Source organism: Nocardioides sp. GY 10127, assembly GCF_004919085.1.
Lineage (GTDB): Bacteria > Actinomycetota > Actinomycetes > Propionibacteriales > Nocardioidaceae > Nocardioides.
In genome coordinates this window covers 31,150-47,275 of sequence record NZ_STGL01000001.1, presented here as the reverse complement: position 1 = coordinate 47,275, position 16,126 = coordinate 31,150, and the positions used below count along the sequence as shown (strand labels likewise).

The following is a 16,126-nucleotide window of genomic DNA, read 5'->3' as shown; positions in this document are numbered from 1 at the left end:
ATGCTGCTCCGCCCCGACGACGACGTCTACCGGGTCGATGCCGTCTGGCTCGGCCCTCGTGGCATGACGCTTCCCTGGACCGCGCGCTACTCGGCCTACAGCATCTGGCTGGTCCTCTTCGTGTCGATCCTGCTGGTCGAGGCCGCGCTCCCGATGAACGTGAGCGTCCCGCCGGTCTGGGAGCTCGTCTTCTCCGTCCTCGCCACGTACGCCCTCACCGGCGTCATCGACCACGACCGGCCGCTGGCGAGCGTCTGGCATCTCGTCCGAGCAGAAGCCGGAGCACCGCGAGCCCGGAAGTCCGGCCACCGAGTCGCCATCGGCACCCGCAAGATCCGCGTTCGCGAGAGGAGCCTGCTGTGAGCAGGTCCATCGACGCTCCCCCGCAGAGCCGGCTGGCGCTACGCCAGATCGAGGGCAACCTCTGCTTCACCGCGGACGAGGCGTGGGCCTGGTACGTGCTCCCTACCCAGCTCTGGGCCTTCCGCTCCGACGGGCAGCGCGAGCAGCTCATGCTCGGTTTCGCGGACGGGCTCTCCTGGTTGGCGGGTCACCGGGTCCACCTCCGTGTCACGTCGAGGCCCTACCCCACTGCCACCTGGGCGCGGCAGCTCGATGAGCTCACCACGAGTCCCCTCCTCACCACCGGCGGCGCGTCGTGGTCGGACTACCTGGTCGACATGCAGCGGCACCTCCGCACGCAGACCATGGCCGAGAAGGAGGTCTACCTGGGCGTCCGCGTGAGGTCTCGCGCTCCGTCGCATCGGCTGATGAGCACGCTGCTGCGTCGGCCTACCGACATCGAGCACGCGCGGCTCCTGCCCGAGGTCGAGCGGATCGCCGAGGCTGTCGCCCTGCCTGGCCTCGACGGACGTCCCGCCACCGCCGCCGAGATGGAGTGGCTCGTCCGCCGCTCGAGCGGTCTCGGTCTGCCCTCACCGCAGGACCTCTCCCCCGTCGAGCAGAAGCTCTGGACCGAGGACGACCTGTCGACCTTCGAGGACAGGGTCGAGTACCAGGCTCAGGCCCTTGGTCGCACCGTCAAGCTCACCAGCCGCAGCGACCGAGCGCCCGTCGAACGCCACGTCGCCGTCCTGTCAGTCGGTCGCCTTGAGGAGATGGAGGCACCCGACCCCGCGCACGAGCCGTGGCTCAGCCACACCGATCGGCTGCCCTTCCCCGTGGAGTGGTCGGCGCAGTTCGACGTCCTGGCCGGCAACGACGCCCGCCGCACCATCCAGCGCAAGCTGCTGGTCGTCCGCGACATGCAGAAGCACTACGCCGAGCACGACCTCGACGAACCGCTCGCCCTCGACCGTCAGGCCCGCCACGCCCGCGAGGTCGAGGACCAGATGACCCGTGGTGCCGACGTCGCTTCCACCCGCATCCATGGCTGGTTCCGCATCGCCGTCGCCGGCCGCACCGAAGACGAGTGCCTCGAGCGAGCACGGAAGGTCGTCACGTCGTACCGCTCCCGGCGCGTGACCATCGAGCACCCCCGCGGGCAGTTCGGGCTGCTCCGCGAGTTCATCCCCGGCGAGCCGGTGTCCACGGCCGCCTACCGACGTCGACTCCCCGCCCTCTACGTCGCAGCCGGCGTCCCCGCTGCCTCGAGCCGACTTGGCGACCGACGTGGGCCCTACATCGGGTACACCGCAGGGGCCTCCGCCCGCGCGGTCATGTTCGACACCCACTACGCCACCGAGGTCCGCGAGACCTCCGGCCTGGTGCCCGTCGTCGGTGGCCTGGGCGCGGGCAAGAGCGTGCTGCTCGGGCAGATCGCCTACTCGGCCGTACGCCGAGGCATCCCGTCGATCATCCTCGACCCGTCCGGGCCGCTGTCCCGCCTCACGCAGCTGCCCGACCTGGCAGGGGCCAGCCAGCACATCGACCTCACCACCGCCGCCAGCGGCACCCTCAACCCCTTCGAGGTCGTGGCCACACCCGCCCGCTCCTCCTTCTCGGACGAGGACGCACACCGTGAGGCCGAGGTGCTGGCCGCGCAGGACCGCAAGCTCCTCGCCATGGACGTCATCAAGATGCTGCTTCCGGCATCCGTCGATGCCATGCCGCAGACCGCGCTGGTCGTCTCCGAGGCGGTCCGCTCCACCCGAGGTGATGCCGGCGCCTCCCTGTGGGACGTTGTCGCCCACCTCGACGCCATGAACAACCCGCACGGCAAGGTCGTGGCCGACTACCTGCGCGACATGGCCGAGCTCCCGCTGTCGCGGCTGTTCTTCCCCAGCACCCAGGGCGCCGCGCCGCGTCTGAGCGCCACCCTGACCGTGCTCACGATGCCCGGTCTGGTGCTCCCGCCGCGCTCGGTCCCCCGCGACCACTGGTCGACCTCCGAGCAGCTCGCCGTCCCGCTGCTGCACCTGGCGTCCTGGTTCGCTACCCGGGCCGTCTACGGACGCACCATGCACGAGCGCAAGCTGGTCGCTCTCGACGAGACGCACTTCCTCGGTGAATGGTCCGCCGGCCGCGCACTCTTCACCCGTCTCGGCCGCGACTCGCGCAAGTGGAACACCTGCGTGCTCGCTGCCAGCCAGAACCCGTCCGACGTCCTCGGGATGGATGTCGCGAACTTCATGTCCGCCGCCTTCGTCGGCAGGCTCGAGGACGACGAGACCGCGCGCGACGGTCTGCGCATGCTCCGCGTCCCGACCGGGGTCGGCTACGAGCGCGTCCTCTCCACCCTCTCGTCCGGCCGCGGCGACAGCCAGTTCCGCGAGTTCGTCATGCGGGACGTGGACGGCAACGTCGACAAGCTGCGCATCGACCTCACCGGCAACCCCGATCTGCTCGCCGCGCTCAACACGACCGCGGCACAGCGAGGCTCGGAGGACGTGGCATGAGAGCGCTGCTCCCCCGGCTGCTCCTGCTGTCCGTGATCGCAGGGCTCCTCGGCCTCGTCCTCGCGGCGCCGGCCTCGGCCATTCCCGGCTTTCCCGACTGCAAGACGCCGCCGACCCCGGAGGTACCTGGTCGTGGCCTCGCCGGCTTCTTCTCCACTGAGCCCTCCCCGCTTCCCGACGAGGCCGATCCGTTCCAACCCGACTCGGGCACCACGATCTACCAGCAGTACGGTCTGGCCGGGTTCCGCTGGCACACCTACGACCTCGGCTGCGGCCCCGACGCGATGCGCGCCCCGGACGCCGTCATCGGGACAGCGATCAGCAACTGGATCACCCAGATCCCCCTCGCGCTCACCGCGCTCACCGGCTCCGTCATCCAGCAAGCCTTCGCACCCGACTTCCTCGGTGCCTTCGACGGCGCCATCTCCGATGTCTCCACGGCACTGCACGACAACCTCTTCGTGTCCTGGATTCCATTCGTCATCGCAGCCATCGGCGGCCTCGTCATCGTCCGCGCCCGGAGCGCATCGTTGGCTAGCACTGCGGGCGCCGTCGGGTGGGCGCTGCTCGTGATCCTCCTGGCAACAGCGCTCTTTCGGTGGCCCGTCGAAGCAGGCGAAGCAGCCGACGAGACCGTCACCCAGACCCTCGGGACCGTCGTGACCCACCTCGACGGTCAGGACGACGACCTCGACCCCGGCACCGCCGTTGCCTCCGGCATCACAGACGCACTGCTGTACCGGGCGTGGCTCGCCGGCGCCCTCGGCTCAGCCGACTCCGCCACCGCCCGCACCTACGGACCCCAGCTGTTCCAGGCCCAAGCACTCACCTGGGGGGAGGCCCAGATCCTCGAAGACGACCCGGAGCGCGGCCAGGAGATCATCGAGCAGAAGCAAGAGGACTGGAAGGACGCCGCGGACGCGATCCAGGACCGCGACCCTGAGGCGTACGAGTACCTCACCGGCCAGCGCTCCGAGGCCCGAGTCGGCTACGCCATTCTTTCGGCAGTGGGCACACTGCTCGCTCTTCCGTTCCTCCTCGTCTCTGCACTCCTGCTGATCGGATGCTTCCTCCTCGTCCGCCTGGCCGTGATGCTCTTCCCGGCCTTCGCCACGCTGGGCGCCTTTCCCACCGCCCGCGGGCTGGTCATCGGTCTCGGACGACTCGTGGGTGCCGCCGTCGTCAACGCCGTCCTGTTCGGGGTCGGCGCCGCCGTCACCATCGCCGTGCTCGGGCTCCTGCTCGACCCAGCAGGAGCGCCGGCGTGGCTCGGCATCGTCCTGATGCCCGTCTTCAGCCTGCTCATGTGGGTGATCCTCAAGCCGTTCCGCCGGCTCACCGCCATGGTGAGCCCCCACCAGAACCCGCTCGAACGCCTCAACCCGCCGAGTACTGCCGGCGCCAAGAGGCTCGCGTTCGCCGGGCTCGGCCTTGCCACCGGCGGCATCTCGGCCGGCGCTGGCGCCTTCCTCGGCTCGAAGGTCCAGGACGAGTCCGACGACCTCGCTCCCGAACGAGCCGAGGCCCGCCCGTCCGGCCCGGCGGTCCCCGTTCCAAGCGCGACCACCGTCCAGGCCGCAGCCCACCGCCCCGCTGAGCTCGAGCCAGCTCGGGCCGCCGCCGAGGGACGTCACTCCACTGGCCAGCCGAAGCCTGAGCCACCCGCACCTGCTCCGCCCGCCGGCCGACGGGTCGAGCATCCAACGCCGGTAGCGCCACGGGTCTCCACCGCTGCCGGTGCGCGCTCCGCCCTGCCCGAGGGCTTCGTGCCCCGACCGACAGGAGCTGACCGCCTCGAACCCGTCGAGCCACACGAGTACGACGGCGAAGAGGTCTACACGATCTACCGCCCCTTTGACGCGGCTGACGCCGACTCCGACTCCCTTCAGGACCGGTGACCTGGCATGTCGCGTCTCAGCGTTGCCCTGGTCATCACCACCGCGGTCATCGGCGGCATCACGCTGATCGGTCTCCCAGCGGTCATGGTGATGTCGGTGATGGGTGGCAGCAACGACAGTGACTCGTCCTGCACGTCGGGCGACGTCGTGCTCGCGGGTTCATCCGCGACCCAAGGTCTCGACGACAGCCAAAGTTCGATCGCGGCGACCATCATCGCTGAGGGACGACGGCTGGGCGTCAGTGCTCGCGGGCAGGTCGTGGCACTCGCGGTCGCCGCACAGGAGTCACGCTTCACGGTCTACGCGAACGACGGGACCGGCGAGCTGCAGCCAGACCAGGCAGGCATCGAACGGTCCCTCGACCTGCCGCACACCGCGGTCGGGAGCGACCACGGATCGCTCGGCGTGTTCCAACAGCAGTGGCCCTGGTGGGGCTCCATGCAGGAGCTCATGGACCCCGCCACGTCCGCCCGCCTCTTCTACCAGCGCCTGCTCGCCGTGCCCGGCTGGCAAGACATGGAGATCGGTGACGCCGGCCAGCAGGTGCAGAGCTCCGCCTACCCCGACGCCTACGACGATGACGTTCTCCTCGCCGAGGCCCTCGTCAGCAGCTCGAGCTCTGCCGGCACCGAGCTCACCGGCTACTTCGGGAGCATCGACCCGACGAGCTGCGGCGTCCCCGTCGCTGATGGCGATGTCGTCTTCCCTCTCGCACCAGGCACCTCTTATGTGGACCAGGAGAACTTCGGCGGCGTCAGCAGCTTCTGGTCCACCACGCACACCGGCACCGACTTCTCCACGGCCTGCGGCGGGACCGTGCTGGCGGCCACGTCCGGCGTGGTGCACGTGGACACCACCGAGGCCTGGTCCGGCACCTGGCTGGTCGAGATCGACTCCGGTGCCGTCGTGACCTGGTACGCCCACATGCAGGCCATCGAGGTCGAGGACGGTCAGCAGGTCTCCGCCGGACAGGTCATCGGCGCCGTCGGCGACCTGGGCAACTCCACCGGCTGCCACCTCCACTTCGAGGTCAGATCCGGCGACGGTGACCCGGTCGACCCCACGGACTGGCTGCTCGAGCACGTCGGCTCGGATCGCGGTTCCGCCGTCCCTGTTGTGGATGCTGAACCGCCGAGTCTGCAGCAGCTCCGAGTCGCCGTGATCCCGACCGGCGCCCGCACGAATCTCGCTCAAGCACTCAACCGCTCACCCGACGTCCTCGTGGCACTCGACGCCACCACCCGGACACCCCTCGCCGCACCGTGGAGCACCATCGGCGGCGGCAACGGACCACTGATCGTCTGGAACGCTGACCAGCTGTCACTCCTCCGCTCGGGACCAGGCAAGACGGGCGGCGACGCCACGTGGGCCATGCTTCGCACGGACGCCGGCACCCTCCCGGTCCTCGCCGGCACGAAGTCTCGGGCTTTGGGCCAACTGATCAACGCCATGACGTCCGCTGGATACCCGCCGCTCATTGCCGCGAGCAGGGCTGCGCTGGCCCGGTCCGGGCTCGACGAGGGAGCAGCCTCCTGCGGGTCCGTCGCCGTCAATGGAGATCCCGACTACCTGCGCCTAGCCGCACCGCGGTGCGCCCCTCGGCGCCTGTCGGTGACCGTCGCTCCCGCTGAAGTGCCATGAGTACCGACCACCTCCCCTACTTCGGCGCTCCCCCACCTCGGACGCCGCGTCCTGCACGCGATGAGCCCACCTTGCGGGGCAAGCGCGTCGTCCTGTCGCGTCCGGACGGGTTCGTCTACGACGTCCGGGCGGTGAGCGAGCTCGACCGGGATGCCGATGGCCGCCAGGTCGTCCGCGTCGTGACGGAGGAGGCGTACTTCCGATGGATGTTCACCGGCGTGGCAGCGAGTGCAGAGTCCTACCCAGCTCGGCTGGTCTGGGTTGAGTGAGCAGGTGGCGCGGCGGGCGCAGGGACCGGCCGGAGGCCGCACGCCCGGAGCCCGCCGCGGGCGCCGGCGCAGCCGGCGCCTTGATCTAGTAGAGAGCAATTCGGCAACCACACGCCCGCCTGCGCGTGTGCGCGGTGACTACCCTCGAAGTGTGTCCACCTGGAGCGTCGCGGAGTGCCGAGCCCTCGCCGAGGAGCTGCTCGGCGACACCGGTGACCGCTGGCTGCACGTACAGGGCGTGGCACGGCGAGCCGTCGACCTTGGCGCCTCGGAAACCGTCATCGGCGCCTCCTGGCTGCACGACATCGGCTACGGCGTGCCGAACGCTGCCACCGGCATGCACGCCATCGACGGCGCCTCCTACCTGGACCTGCACGGCGCCCCGCGCGAGGTTGTTGCCCTCGTGGCCCACCACAGCGGCGCCTGGGTCGAAGCGGAAGAACGTGGACTGACCGGGCAGCTGCTCGCCTTCGACGTGCCAGACCAAGCCCTCCTCGATCAGCTCACCTGCGCCGACATGACAACCGGACCCCAGGGCGCATCCGTCGACGTCGACACCCGAGTGCGCGAGATCCTTGATCGGTACGAGCCCCAACATCCCGTGGCTCGAGCAGTCGAACGGTCGCAAGGCGCCCTCCGGGCAGCCTGCGCGCGGGCGATTGGCGTCAGAGTCGTCTGACGACGCAGTTGGCAGTGGACCGCGACCCGGGAAGCCCACTCTTCACATCCCGGGCCGCGGTCACTAGGCCGGCTCGCCGACCCCCCTGTTGATCCTCGGCAACGGACCGGCGCCGTCCACCATGCGCTCACAGCCATCCCATTGCCAGCGCAACGGGTAGGGGGCTGGACCATCGTCTAGGATGGCTGTACAGCCCGTGCGGTGAACGGACCCGAGACCGGTCACCGCACGGGTTGCTCGCGTGCACGGCCTCCCCCATCGCGCCGGCACGCCGCGTGGCCTGGCCCGGGTCGCCTGTCCCCGGCCCCGGAGCTGGGCCACGCCCCCCTCGCCAAGGACTATCCATCAGTCACGGAACAGTCGCAGTCTCAGCGGCCTCGGGTATCCCATGGTTCCGAGGGACCGTGGCCCGGCTACCCCGCGTTTCTCGCGTAGGGCACAGCGAGGTGCTCGGACACGAGGTCGACGAGATAGAACTGACTTGGCCTGCGATAAGCGCCGACCAGGGTTTAGGGCACCCCTGGCAGGTGAACGTAATTTATGCAGCTCCCGAACAGGGAAGCAGAGCCGAGTTGCTATGCCAGAAGCGCTTGGCAGGCCTGTACAACGTGATCCGGGACCGCATCAAAGTCTCGTGGATTCAACTGCATCACATACTCGTTCTCGATATGATACGACTCGTTCACGAATTTCTTGAACGCGGGATCACCTCCCAACCCGCCCGGGTCGAGCGCTGAGGCGATACGGAAGATCTGAATCTTTTCGTAGCCGACATCCGTGCTTGCAAATTTGGCCCTTAGGGCCCCGGGATTTTTGACCTCAGCAAGTAGGCCAGAATAGTCAAACTCTGGAATCACGGCCCGTATGTTCGACACCGCCCGCTCACACGTCTCTTCGGAGAGAGGGGAGAGTTGTCCATTGATTCCTTTGGCGGCGGGCTCATCCCGGACGTGAAGAAGACTTGATAGCACGTCATACTCTGCAGCCAAATCGCCATGAACTTCATACAGGCGACGAAGATAGATGCACTTGATCACAGGGTCCGCCGCAGAGGCGATGTTGTCGTTGCAAACTTGGGAGAAAGTCATGATGTCGTCTGCCTCGATCAACTTCTCTTGCACAGTCCCCTCACGGCTGCGCAGGAAGTGAACCGCTGGAGTGGCGGCAAGAAACTGACCTGATGTTGCTGTTCTAACGATGTCGATTGCAGGTTCAATGTCATGAGTAAGCAGGAGCGTCGTGAAATCGCGGAGGCTTTGTTGACCGTGAAACAGCTTGTGTAGGATGGCGAACTTCTTCGTCTTGTCGAAGCTTGAAACTGGGTCATCGAGGACAACGAGGTCAGGCGCCTCGCGACGCACCTGATGCATGAACAGGACCATCGCGAACGCGTTACGTTCGCCGTAGCTAAGGTGGCTACTAGCAGCCTCAAGGTGACCTGGTGCATCTTGATGCTCCAAAATCATGCGGTACGTGTCACCGCTAGATTCAATTCGCACGCTGTACTTGTACCCGGCAGACCGCAGATACTCGTTAATCTCCTGCTGATTCCGTGCGATCGATTTCGCAACCTGCGTCTTTTGCACACCGACGCGCTTCTTAATTTCCGTGATCCGTTGACCGACATTATCGAGTCTGTCATTCATGTCACCAACCACGGATTTGGTACCTTCGGAGTTCAGTGCGTCGAGAAGTTCAAGATCGATCTTCAGGTTTCGCATCGCCTTCTCGACGTCCGGCTCATCGCGGAGCGAGGCGAACGACACTCTCTTGAGCGCAGTAAACTTCTCCAACAGCGTCTCGACTTGGCCCCGCAGGCCTGCCAAGAATTGGTCCTGCTCTGGCGACAATTCTTCCAAACTGGTCGTAATCTTCCGAAGCTGTTCAAGCCGTTCCGGAACAAAGAATCCTGCCAACTTGTCAATGACCAGTCGCAACGAGTTCATGTTCTTCACCGCCGCAGATTCATACTCCCGAGAAACGTAGACAGCCGTCTCCTTATCTACGTTAGAAACTGAGCAGAAGGGACAGTTGTCCGACATCTCGAGGTAGCCCTTCCCTCGCGATTGCCACGATAGCCAGCCCGCCGGGTCGTCACCCCGAAGAAACTCCTCGTAGCCCAAAAGTGGCTTAGGAATCGTCGCAAGCTTTCCACCAACTCCGAGGGCCTTAAACCCCTTGCTCGTTTTTGCAATGCCTCCGGCCTTGGTAAGGGTGAAGGCATTGCGTAATTCCGTAAATCCTGCAATTACCTCGTCAAGCGTTTCATTTTCGACGAACATTCGCTTCAGGTCGTCAAAGATGGCCTCGAGCTCCTCAACGCCAGCTCGATATTCTGGCGTATTTATGAAAATCTCAAAGCTATCTTTAACCACTTCGTCTGGCTGGAAAACGAACTGGGACACGTAGGTTTCGTCAAACACCAAGACAGTCTCGATATCCTCGGCGCCCACGACGGTGGGTTCGATCCCGCGATTCGCCAGGCGATGCTTGAAGGGGAGCAGTTCTTGGAGGGCATCTTTGCCGCGAGTGTTCAACACAAGTGCGCGAGCGATGGTGCTCTTCCCGATGCCGTTAGGGCCGTACTTGATGTTGAGGGCACCTCGGCGCAAGGTGATGTCTGCTTCTGCGATGCTGTTGCAGTTCCTGATTGAGATGACGAAGTCGTGGCTCTGCGGAGACGGCTGCTGCGCGAGTGGGTCGGCTGACGGGGTCATGGTCCCGTACGCTCTCACGACCGGGCATGGCATGACTGGAATTCGCTGAGATTCAGCCTGGCTCGGAAGGTGTAGATATGGGCAGCGCAGGCTCGTCCCGCTTGCTGCCCTCCGCCTTGCAGCGCCACCGCGTCACTCCCCCCGAAAGCCATCGTGATTGGGCGGTCGCAGTGTTTACGTTCGCCCGACTCGCGAGGGCACCGGTCGTCTATTCGTCTGCCGCAGAAGGGTACTTCAGGTGACGGCCTGGCCTCGGCGTCCGAATATCAGCCGAGGTGTACACCTTCCGCTCGCTCGAGCGCGTGCCGGAGGCGCAGACGCATGGACGGATGCATCTCAAGATCGTCGGCGCTGGCTGGCTCAACCCACTCGACACGCTTGCTCTCTGAACTCGTCCGAGCTTCGCCGCCCACGAGCCGCGCGGCGAAGGCGATGGAGAACTGCTGCCTGACCTCGCCATCCTCGTAGGCCATGACGTGGTTCGGGTTGGTGTACGTGCCGGTGAGCCGCTCGACGACGACGTCATACCCGGTCTCCTCCTTGACCTCGCGCACGACGGTGTCGGTGATCGACTCACCGATCTCGTGCCCACCGCCGGGCAGGGCCCAGAGGTTGTTGTCGGTCTTGTGGATCAGGAGGACGCGACCTTGCTCGTCCTGGACGATGGCGACCACCGAGGGCACGACGCTGTTCGCCTGCGGCGCGTTGGGGTCGTCGATGTAGTCGATGCGTCGTCCCATGCGGTCACCGTGTCACGCCGCCGGAGATCCGACCAGTGGCTCAGCTGACTCCCACACGTGCTCGAAGGACTCCAGGTAGTGGGAGAACAACTGCCCGCGCCCGACCTGACGCAGATGGATGACCGGGTTGCGAGGCGCCGGCGATCCGACGAGGTGCGTGTTGACGAGCATCTCGTCGTCGAAGCGGTAGATCGAGTTGTAGAGCACCGTCTCGTGCAGGCGGACGTCGATGCCCTCGACGCCGACGGCTGGCGCCATTGCCGCCAGGCTGATGCGGATACGCGCACCGAGATCCATCCCGATGCCCTCGTCGATGCCCCGTTGCTCCACGACCGGTGAGGCCGGGTCGCCGTAGGCCAAGCGAGCTCGCAGGCCGTCCCGAGCCCGCAGTGCCAGCTGCTCGGGCAGGTCCGGGTGGGAGTCCACGAGGAACAGGCCTGCGAACACGAGCACGTCGACCTGCTGGGAGGCCTCGTCGATGAGCCGACGCCACAAGCCGTGAGGGACAGCGCCGCGATTGGGATAGACCTCGACGATCTCGCGCCGGCTGGCCTGGTTGAGCTGGCTCTCCGACAGGTCACGATCCGGCCAGAGGTACGCCTCCTCCAGGCCGAGGATCTTGCTGACTTGGGTTCGGAAGCGCGGGTAGGGCACCCGGCTGCTGGATACCCAGCGCTCCACGGTCTTGCGGTCGACCTCGAGCTGCTCAGCGAGCGTCGCGGTGGTCAGGTGGTGCTCGGCGATCGCGAGTCGAAGACGTTCGTTTCCCATGAGTGCCTCCCGAGGCGACTGGGACCGATGAGGAGATGCTGGCTCTTTACTTTAGGCGTCCCGAGACGTCCTTGTCGGACGGTGAAGTCGTCCCTGTGGATAGCGGTGTGGTGGGGCTACCGAAACCGCCAACCACCACAGGAGAACGTCATGGCGATGCCCCGCAAGATCCCGGTCGACTTCGGTCTTGTCTTCCCGCACGGCGTCTGGGCCGTCGGTGAGGTCACCCCGGTCCGCGACTACGACCGCTCCACCCGCGACAACATCATCCAGGCCGCCGACGCCGACACCGGTCTGCTCATGTGGCAGGTCGACGTGATCGACGGCGACCCCGAGGTCCGCAAGACCAACCGCACTGTCTCGGTGAAGATCTGCGCGAAGGTCCAGCCGGTCCTGCCCGAGGCCGCCCCCGGCGTCCCGTTCCGTCCGGTGGAGTTCGACAAGCTCACCGCGACGCCCTACGTCGACCAGAACGGGGAGTTCTCCCGTCTCGCCTGGTCCTACCGCGCCATGGAAGTGCGCCAGCCCAGCAAGTCCCGCCCGGCCCCGGTGCCCGCCGGCGAGCAGAAGGCGAGCGCGTGATGCAGGCGCTCGGCATCGACATCGAGTGGGGCTCCTGGGTCTTGGGCGACCTCCACGACGTCCTGTGCAAGGTCACCGACATCGTCTCCGCCTCGAGCCAGGTCCTCCGGGTCGAGCTCACTCCGCCCTGGGAGAACGGCGACCTCCCCGAGGTCCGCATCGTCGTCACCGACATCGACACCTGCGACGACATGGGCAGCGACGTCCGGCACGGCGAGTACGCCGTCGTCTTCGAGGACGCCCCGGACAGCGGGTACGGCTGGACTGCCCGTCTCGCCGGCTTCCGCCTCACCGTCACCGTGCCGGTGATGAACCGATGAGCCGCGCGGGGGCCCCTCGGGAGTGGCTCATGTTCACCGGCATCCGCAACAGCGAGGACGCTGCCGCCGAGCTGATCCGGCTCGTGAAGCGGATCGACGAGGCCGGTGACCTGGTGCAGTACGTGCTGCGCAACCTCGCCGGCTGCCCGTCGGATGACACCGAGGAGATGCTCCGCGTCGCCCGCTCGGCGATCAACGAGGCCATCGAGAACCTCCAGGGTGCCGCCGGCGAGTTGCGCCGTTGCCCCGACCCGGACGTGGCGTGACGTCATGCGTGCGCTGAAGGAAATCAGGTCGTGGGGACGCAGCCTGCTCGGCGTCGCGCGGTGGCAGCCCGGCGTCCTCGTCGTGGTCGTAGCTGCCGTGTGGCTTGCCCGTCCGTCGGTGCCGCTGCTCGCCGCGCTGGCCTGCGGCGTGGTCGCAACGGCGGTAGGCCTCCGTTGCTGGGCGCTCACACGACCGGTCTCCTTCGGCCGCGCCACGGCACTCCCCCGCACGTGGTGGTGGCGGCGTCAGGTCCGCGAGGTCTGGCCCGACGTCGCCGCCGCCCGCGGACTGGATGTTCATGGGCTCCCCGAGCTGCGCTCCATTGCCGGCCTCTGGCCACACCTGCGCGTCACCGTGCGCCCCGTCCGCGGACAGATGGTCGAGGACTACGAGGCCGCCGGCCCTGCGTTGCAGACCGCCCTCGGCGTCGCCCGGGTCCGCTGTGAACCTCGCGGGTTCCGCGACATCGTCCTGCACCTCACCGTCGGCGACGAGCTGCGACGCCCGTTCCCGGCCACGGCACGGGCCGACGTCCTCGACCTGTCGTTTCTGCCGCTGGGCCGCACCGAGCGCGGCGAGACCTGGCGGCTCTCCCTCGGCCCGCACACCCTGGTCGCCGGCTCCTCAGGTGCGGGCAAGGGGTCGGTGTTCTGGTCGCTTGCCTTCGCCCTGGCCGGCGCCGTCCACGACGGACGTGTGCTGCTGCACGGCATCGACCTCAAGGGCGGCATGGAGATCCTCATGGGGCGCGAGCTGTTCAGCACCACCGCCACCGACGCCGGCACCGCCGTCGCCTCCCTCGAGCACCTCGTGACGCTCATGCGGGAACGCAACCTGACCTACGCCGGCAAGGTCCGCAGCCACCGCCCCAGCACCGACGAGCCGCTGCACGTCGTGATGATCGACGAGCTCGCCGCACTCACCGCGTACAGCACCGAGCGCGACCTCCAGCGCCGAGCCGAGGCAGCGATCAACCTGCTCTGCTCCCAGGGCCGGGCCACGGGATTCGTGCTCATCGCCTGCCTCCAGGACCCCCGCAAGGAGGTCATCCCCTCACGCGGTCTGTTCACCCAGACCGTCGGGCTACGCCTCAAGGACGCCTCCGAGACCGCCATGGTCCTGGGCGACTCCGCCGCTACCACCGGCGCGGCCTGCCACCGCATCACCCGCGACGTCCCCGGCACCGCCTACGTCGTCCCCGAGGACGGCGGCCCCGCACTGCGAGTCCGCGCCGGCTACGCCAGCGACGACGCCATCCGCGAGGTCGCCCAACGATTCGCGACACCCGTCCTGGTCGACGTGCCGCCGTTGGTCTCGGACGACCTGGGACGTCGGCCGCGCCGACCTTCCCGCGAGAGCAGCACTAACCAGGAGGCGAGCTGACGTGCACCACGAGTCCACCGGCTCGCAGGCGGCTGCTCTGAAGACCCAGCCGGCGGGGCTTGCTGAGGCCCGGTGCCGCGACGCCGCCGACCTGCCATGGATCGCTGAGCCCGCTACTCGCAGCCTCGACCAGCGCCTGGAGATGGCCGGCATCTGCCTGACCTGCCCCGTCAGCCACGACTGCGAGCAAGCCACCCTCGAGCTCGAGATCACCTCCGGCTTCTGGAACGGCCGCGACCGCACCCCGCTCCCCCACCACTGCCACGCCCATGCCCCGCGGCACGACGCAGGGCCCGAGCACGGATGGGGTGCCGCATGATCGACCGCGGCATCACCACCGACACCCTCCGCGACCTCGCGCAGCACCACGGTGTCTGCGTGCGTCCCGTCGTCCACGAGGTCGCCGACACCGTCACCGGCCAGCTGCACCTGGTCTCCACACCGTGCGGCGCCACCCTGGCGTCCAAGTGCGAGCCGTGCGCCAGCCGCAACCGCGTCCTGCGCATGCAGCAGTGTCGCGAGGGCTGGCACCTCCAGGACGAGCCCGAGGCTCCATCCGCCGACGACGAGGACGACGACGTGGACGCCCCGGACACCGCCGAGCCCACAGAGCCGGAGCCCACAGACACCGGCGACCGCCGCGTCCGCTCCACCCGTCGCCGGCAGGACGCCCCGGACCTCCCCCGCGTCCCGATGGACCACCGCACCATCGGCCAGACCTTCACCGCACCCAGCGGCCGCACCTACCGACCCTCGATGTTCGTCACCTTCACGCTGCCCTCCTACGGCCGCGTGCGCCCTGATGGCACCCCGGTCGCGCCGGCCAGGTACAACTACCGCCGCGCGGCTCTGGACGCGTTGCACTTTCCCAAGCTCATCGACCGCGTCTGGCAGAACCTCCGCCGGTGCACCGGCTACCAGGTCCAGTACTTCGCCGTTATCGAGGCCCAACGCCGCCTCGCACCGCACCTGCACACCGCGCTGCGGGGAGCGATCCCCCGCGAGCTGCTCCGCCAGGTCGCCTCGGCCACCTACCAGCACGTGTGGTGGCCGCCCTTCGACGTCGTCCGCTACCCCCAGCACGCCCTTCCCGTCTGGGACGGCGCCGACTTTATTGACCCCGACACCGGGGCACCGCTTCCCACCTGGGCCCAGGCCCTCGACAGCCTCGACCACCAGGGCGACGCCGCCTCACCCGCGCACACGTTGCGGCTCGGCAAGCAGATTGACATCCAGGGCATCGTCGCCGACGAGGACGACGCCGACCGCCGCGTCGCCTACCTGACCAAGTACCTCGGCAAGAGCCTCTCCGAGCCCGCCACCCCCGGCACCCACCTGACCCGCCGGCAGCGCGCCCATGTCGACCGACTCCTGGCAGAGCTGCGGTGGCTGCCCTGCTCTCCACGTTGCTGGAACTGGCTGCGCTACGGCGTCCAGCCTGACGGTGCCACCGCCGAGACCCTCCCAGGCGCCTGCCCCGGCAAGGCACACGACGAGCAGCACCTCGGCTGCGGCGGGCGACGCGTCCTGGTCTCCCGACGGTGGACCGGCAAGACCCTCACCGACCACCGCGCCGACCGAGCCGACGTCGTCCGCCAGACCCTCGAGGCCGCCGGCATCGACTCCGTCGAGCTCGACCGACTCGCCGCCGACACCAAACGCACCGACGGCCGGCCCCGCTACGAGTGGCGACTGTGGAACGCCCACGAAGCACCGGTTCCGGTGTACCGGATCGTGCTCACGCGCTCCATCGCCGAACGCATCCGCTGGCAGGCCGACTACCAGTCCGCCAAGGCCCAGCTCGGCCTCGCGACCACAGCACCGTCGACCGGACCTCCCGCGTCCTCCTGACAACCCGCCGATCTCTGGGGACCCGGAGGTCGGTCAAGGGAGAGCGAAGCGAACCACGTAGTGGCACGAAGTGCCCTTGACGGATCTCCGGGTCCGCAGACCATCCCCACGTCAGGAGGACGCCCCCATCACCGGGCACCCCTCCGCCAC

The 16,126-nt window shown here is 67.7% G+C and carries 14 protein-coding genes; 11 read left to right on the top strand and 3 right to left on the bottom strand.

Annotation, left to right across the window (positions count from 1 at the left end):
* The 5 genes from E8D37_RS00220 (at position 1) to E8D37_RS00200 (ending at position 7,345) form a co-directional block, all read left to right on the top strand.
* Positions 1-363 (top strand): hypothetical protein, encoded by a 363-nt coding sequence (locus E8D37_RS00220; protein ID WP_136567755.1) that lies wholly within the window; start codon positions 1-3, stop codon positions 361-363.
* Complete coding sequence (locus tag E8D37_RS00215; protein ID WP_136567754.1) at positions 360-2,858, top strand: ATP-binding protein; 2,499 nt, start codon at positions 360-362, stop codon at positions 2,856-2,858. The genes E8D37_RS00220 and E8D37_RS00215 overlap by 4 nt, the downstream gene beginning before the upstream one ends.
* On the top strand, positions 2,855-4,756 hold the full coding sequence (locus tag E8D37_RS00210; RefSeq protein WP_136567753.1) for a hypothetical protein: 1,902 nt from the start codon (positions 2,855-2,857) through the stop codon (positions 4,754-4,756). The genes E8D37_RS00215 and E8D37_RS00210 overlap by 4 nt, the downstream gene beginning before the upstream one ends.
* 6 nt (positions 4,757-4,762) lie before the next feature.
* Positions 4,763-6,397, top strand: coding sequence for a M23 family metallopeptidase (locus E8D37_RS00205; protein ID WP_136567752.1), 1,635 nt, complete (start codon positions 4,763-4,765; stop codon positions 6,395-6,397).
* Positions 6,398-6,817: 420 nt separating this feature from the next.
* Positions 6,818-7,345 carry an HD domain-containing protein gene (locus E8D37_RS00200; protein WP_136567751.1) on the top strand — a complete coding sequence of 176 codons (528 nt, stop codon included), beginning with the start codon at positions 6,818-6,820 and terminating at the stop codon, positions 7,343-7,345.
* Between the two features lie 575 nt (positions 7,346-7,920).
* Here E8D37_RS00200 and E8D37_RS00195 read toward each other — a convergent pair.
* The 3 genes from E8D37_RS00195 to E8D37_RS00185 form a co-directional block, all read right to left on the bottom strand.
* Positions 7,921-10,062, bottom strand: a complete 2,142-nt coding sequence (locus tag E8D37_RS00195; protein ID WP_136567750.1) for an AAA family ATPase — start codon at positions 10,060-10,062, stop codon at positions 7,921-7,923.
* A gap of 266 nt (positions 10,063-10,328) precedes the next feature.
* Positions 10,329-10,802, bottom strand: coding sequence for an NUDIX domain-containing protein (locus E8D37_RS00190; RefSeq protein ID WP_136567749.1), 474 nt, complete (start codon positions 10,800-10,802; stop codon positions 10,329-10,331).
* 12 nt (positions 10,803-10,814) lie between these two features.
* Positions 10,815-11,573, bottom strand: coding sequence for a helix-turn-helix transcriptional regulator (locus E8D37_RS00185; protein ID WP_136567748.1), 759 nt, complete (start codon positions 11,571-11,573; stop codon positions 10,815-10,817).
* A gap of 150 nt (positions 11,574-11,723) precedes the next feature.
* Here E8D37_RS00185 and E8D37_RS00180 point away from each other — a divergent pair, with 150 nt between their 5' ends.
* Genes E8D37_RS00180 through E8D37_RS00155 form a run of 6 tightly spaced genes read left to right on the top strand, consistent with a single transcriptional unit; the run spans position 11,724 to position 15,976 of the window.
* Positions 11,724-12,155, top strand: a complete 432-nt coding sequence (locus E8D37_RS00180; RefSeq protein ID WP_136567747.1) for a plasmid replication, integration and excision activator — start codon at positions 11,724-11,726, stop codon at positions 12,153-12,155.
* Complete coding sequence (locus E8D37_RS00175; RefSeq protein WP_136567746.1) at positions 12,152-12,475, top strand: hypothetical protein; 324 nt, start codon at positions 12,152-12,154, stop codon at positions 12,473-12,475. Before E8D37_RS00180 ends, E8D37_RS00175 begins: the two co-directional genes overlap by 4 nt.
* Positions 12,472-12,741: a hypothetical protein gene (locus E8D37_RS00170; protein WP_136567745.1), complete on the top strand. Its 270-nt coding sequence runs from the start codon at positions 12,472-12,474 to the stop codon at positions 12,739-12,741. Before E8D37_RS00175 ends, E8D37_RS00170 begins: the two co-directional genes overlap by 4 nt.
* 4 nt (positions 12,742-12,745) lie before the next feature.
* Positions 12,746-14,125 (top strand): FtsK/SpoIIIE domain-containing protein, encoded by a 1,380-nt coding sequence (locus tag E8D37_RS00165; RefSeq protein ID WP_168929551.1) that lies wholly within the window; start codon positions 12,746-12,748, stop codon positions 14,123-14,125.
* Position 14,126: 1 nt separating this feature from the next.
* The gene (locus E8D37_RS00160) at positions 14,127-14,444 is read left to right on the top strand and encodes a WhiB family transcriptional regulator (RefSeq protein WP_136567743.1); all 318 of its coding nucleotides are present in this window, start codon (positions 14,127-14,129) and stop codon (positions 14,442-14,444) included.
* Complete coding sequence (locus E8D37_RS00155) at positions 14,441-15,976, top strand: replication initiator (protein ID WP_240770092.1); 1,536 nt, start codon at positions 14,441-14,443, stop codon at positions 15,974-15,976. Before E8D37_RS00160 ends, E8D37_RS00155 begins: the two co-directional genes overlap by 4 nt.
* Positions 15,977-16,126: the final 150 nt, after the last annotated feature.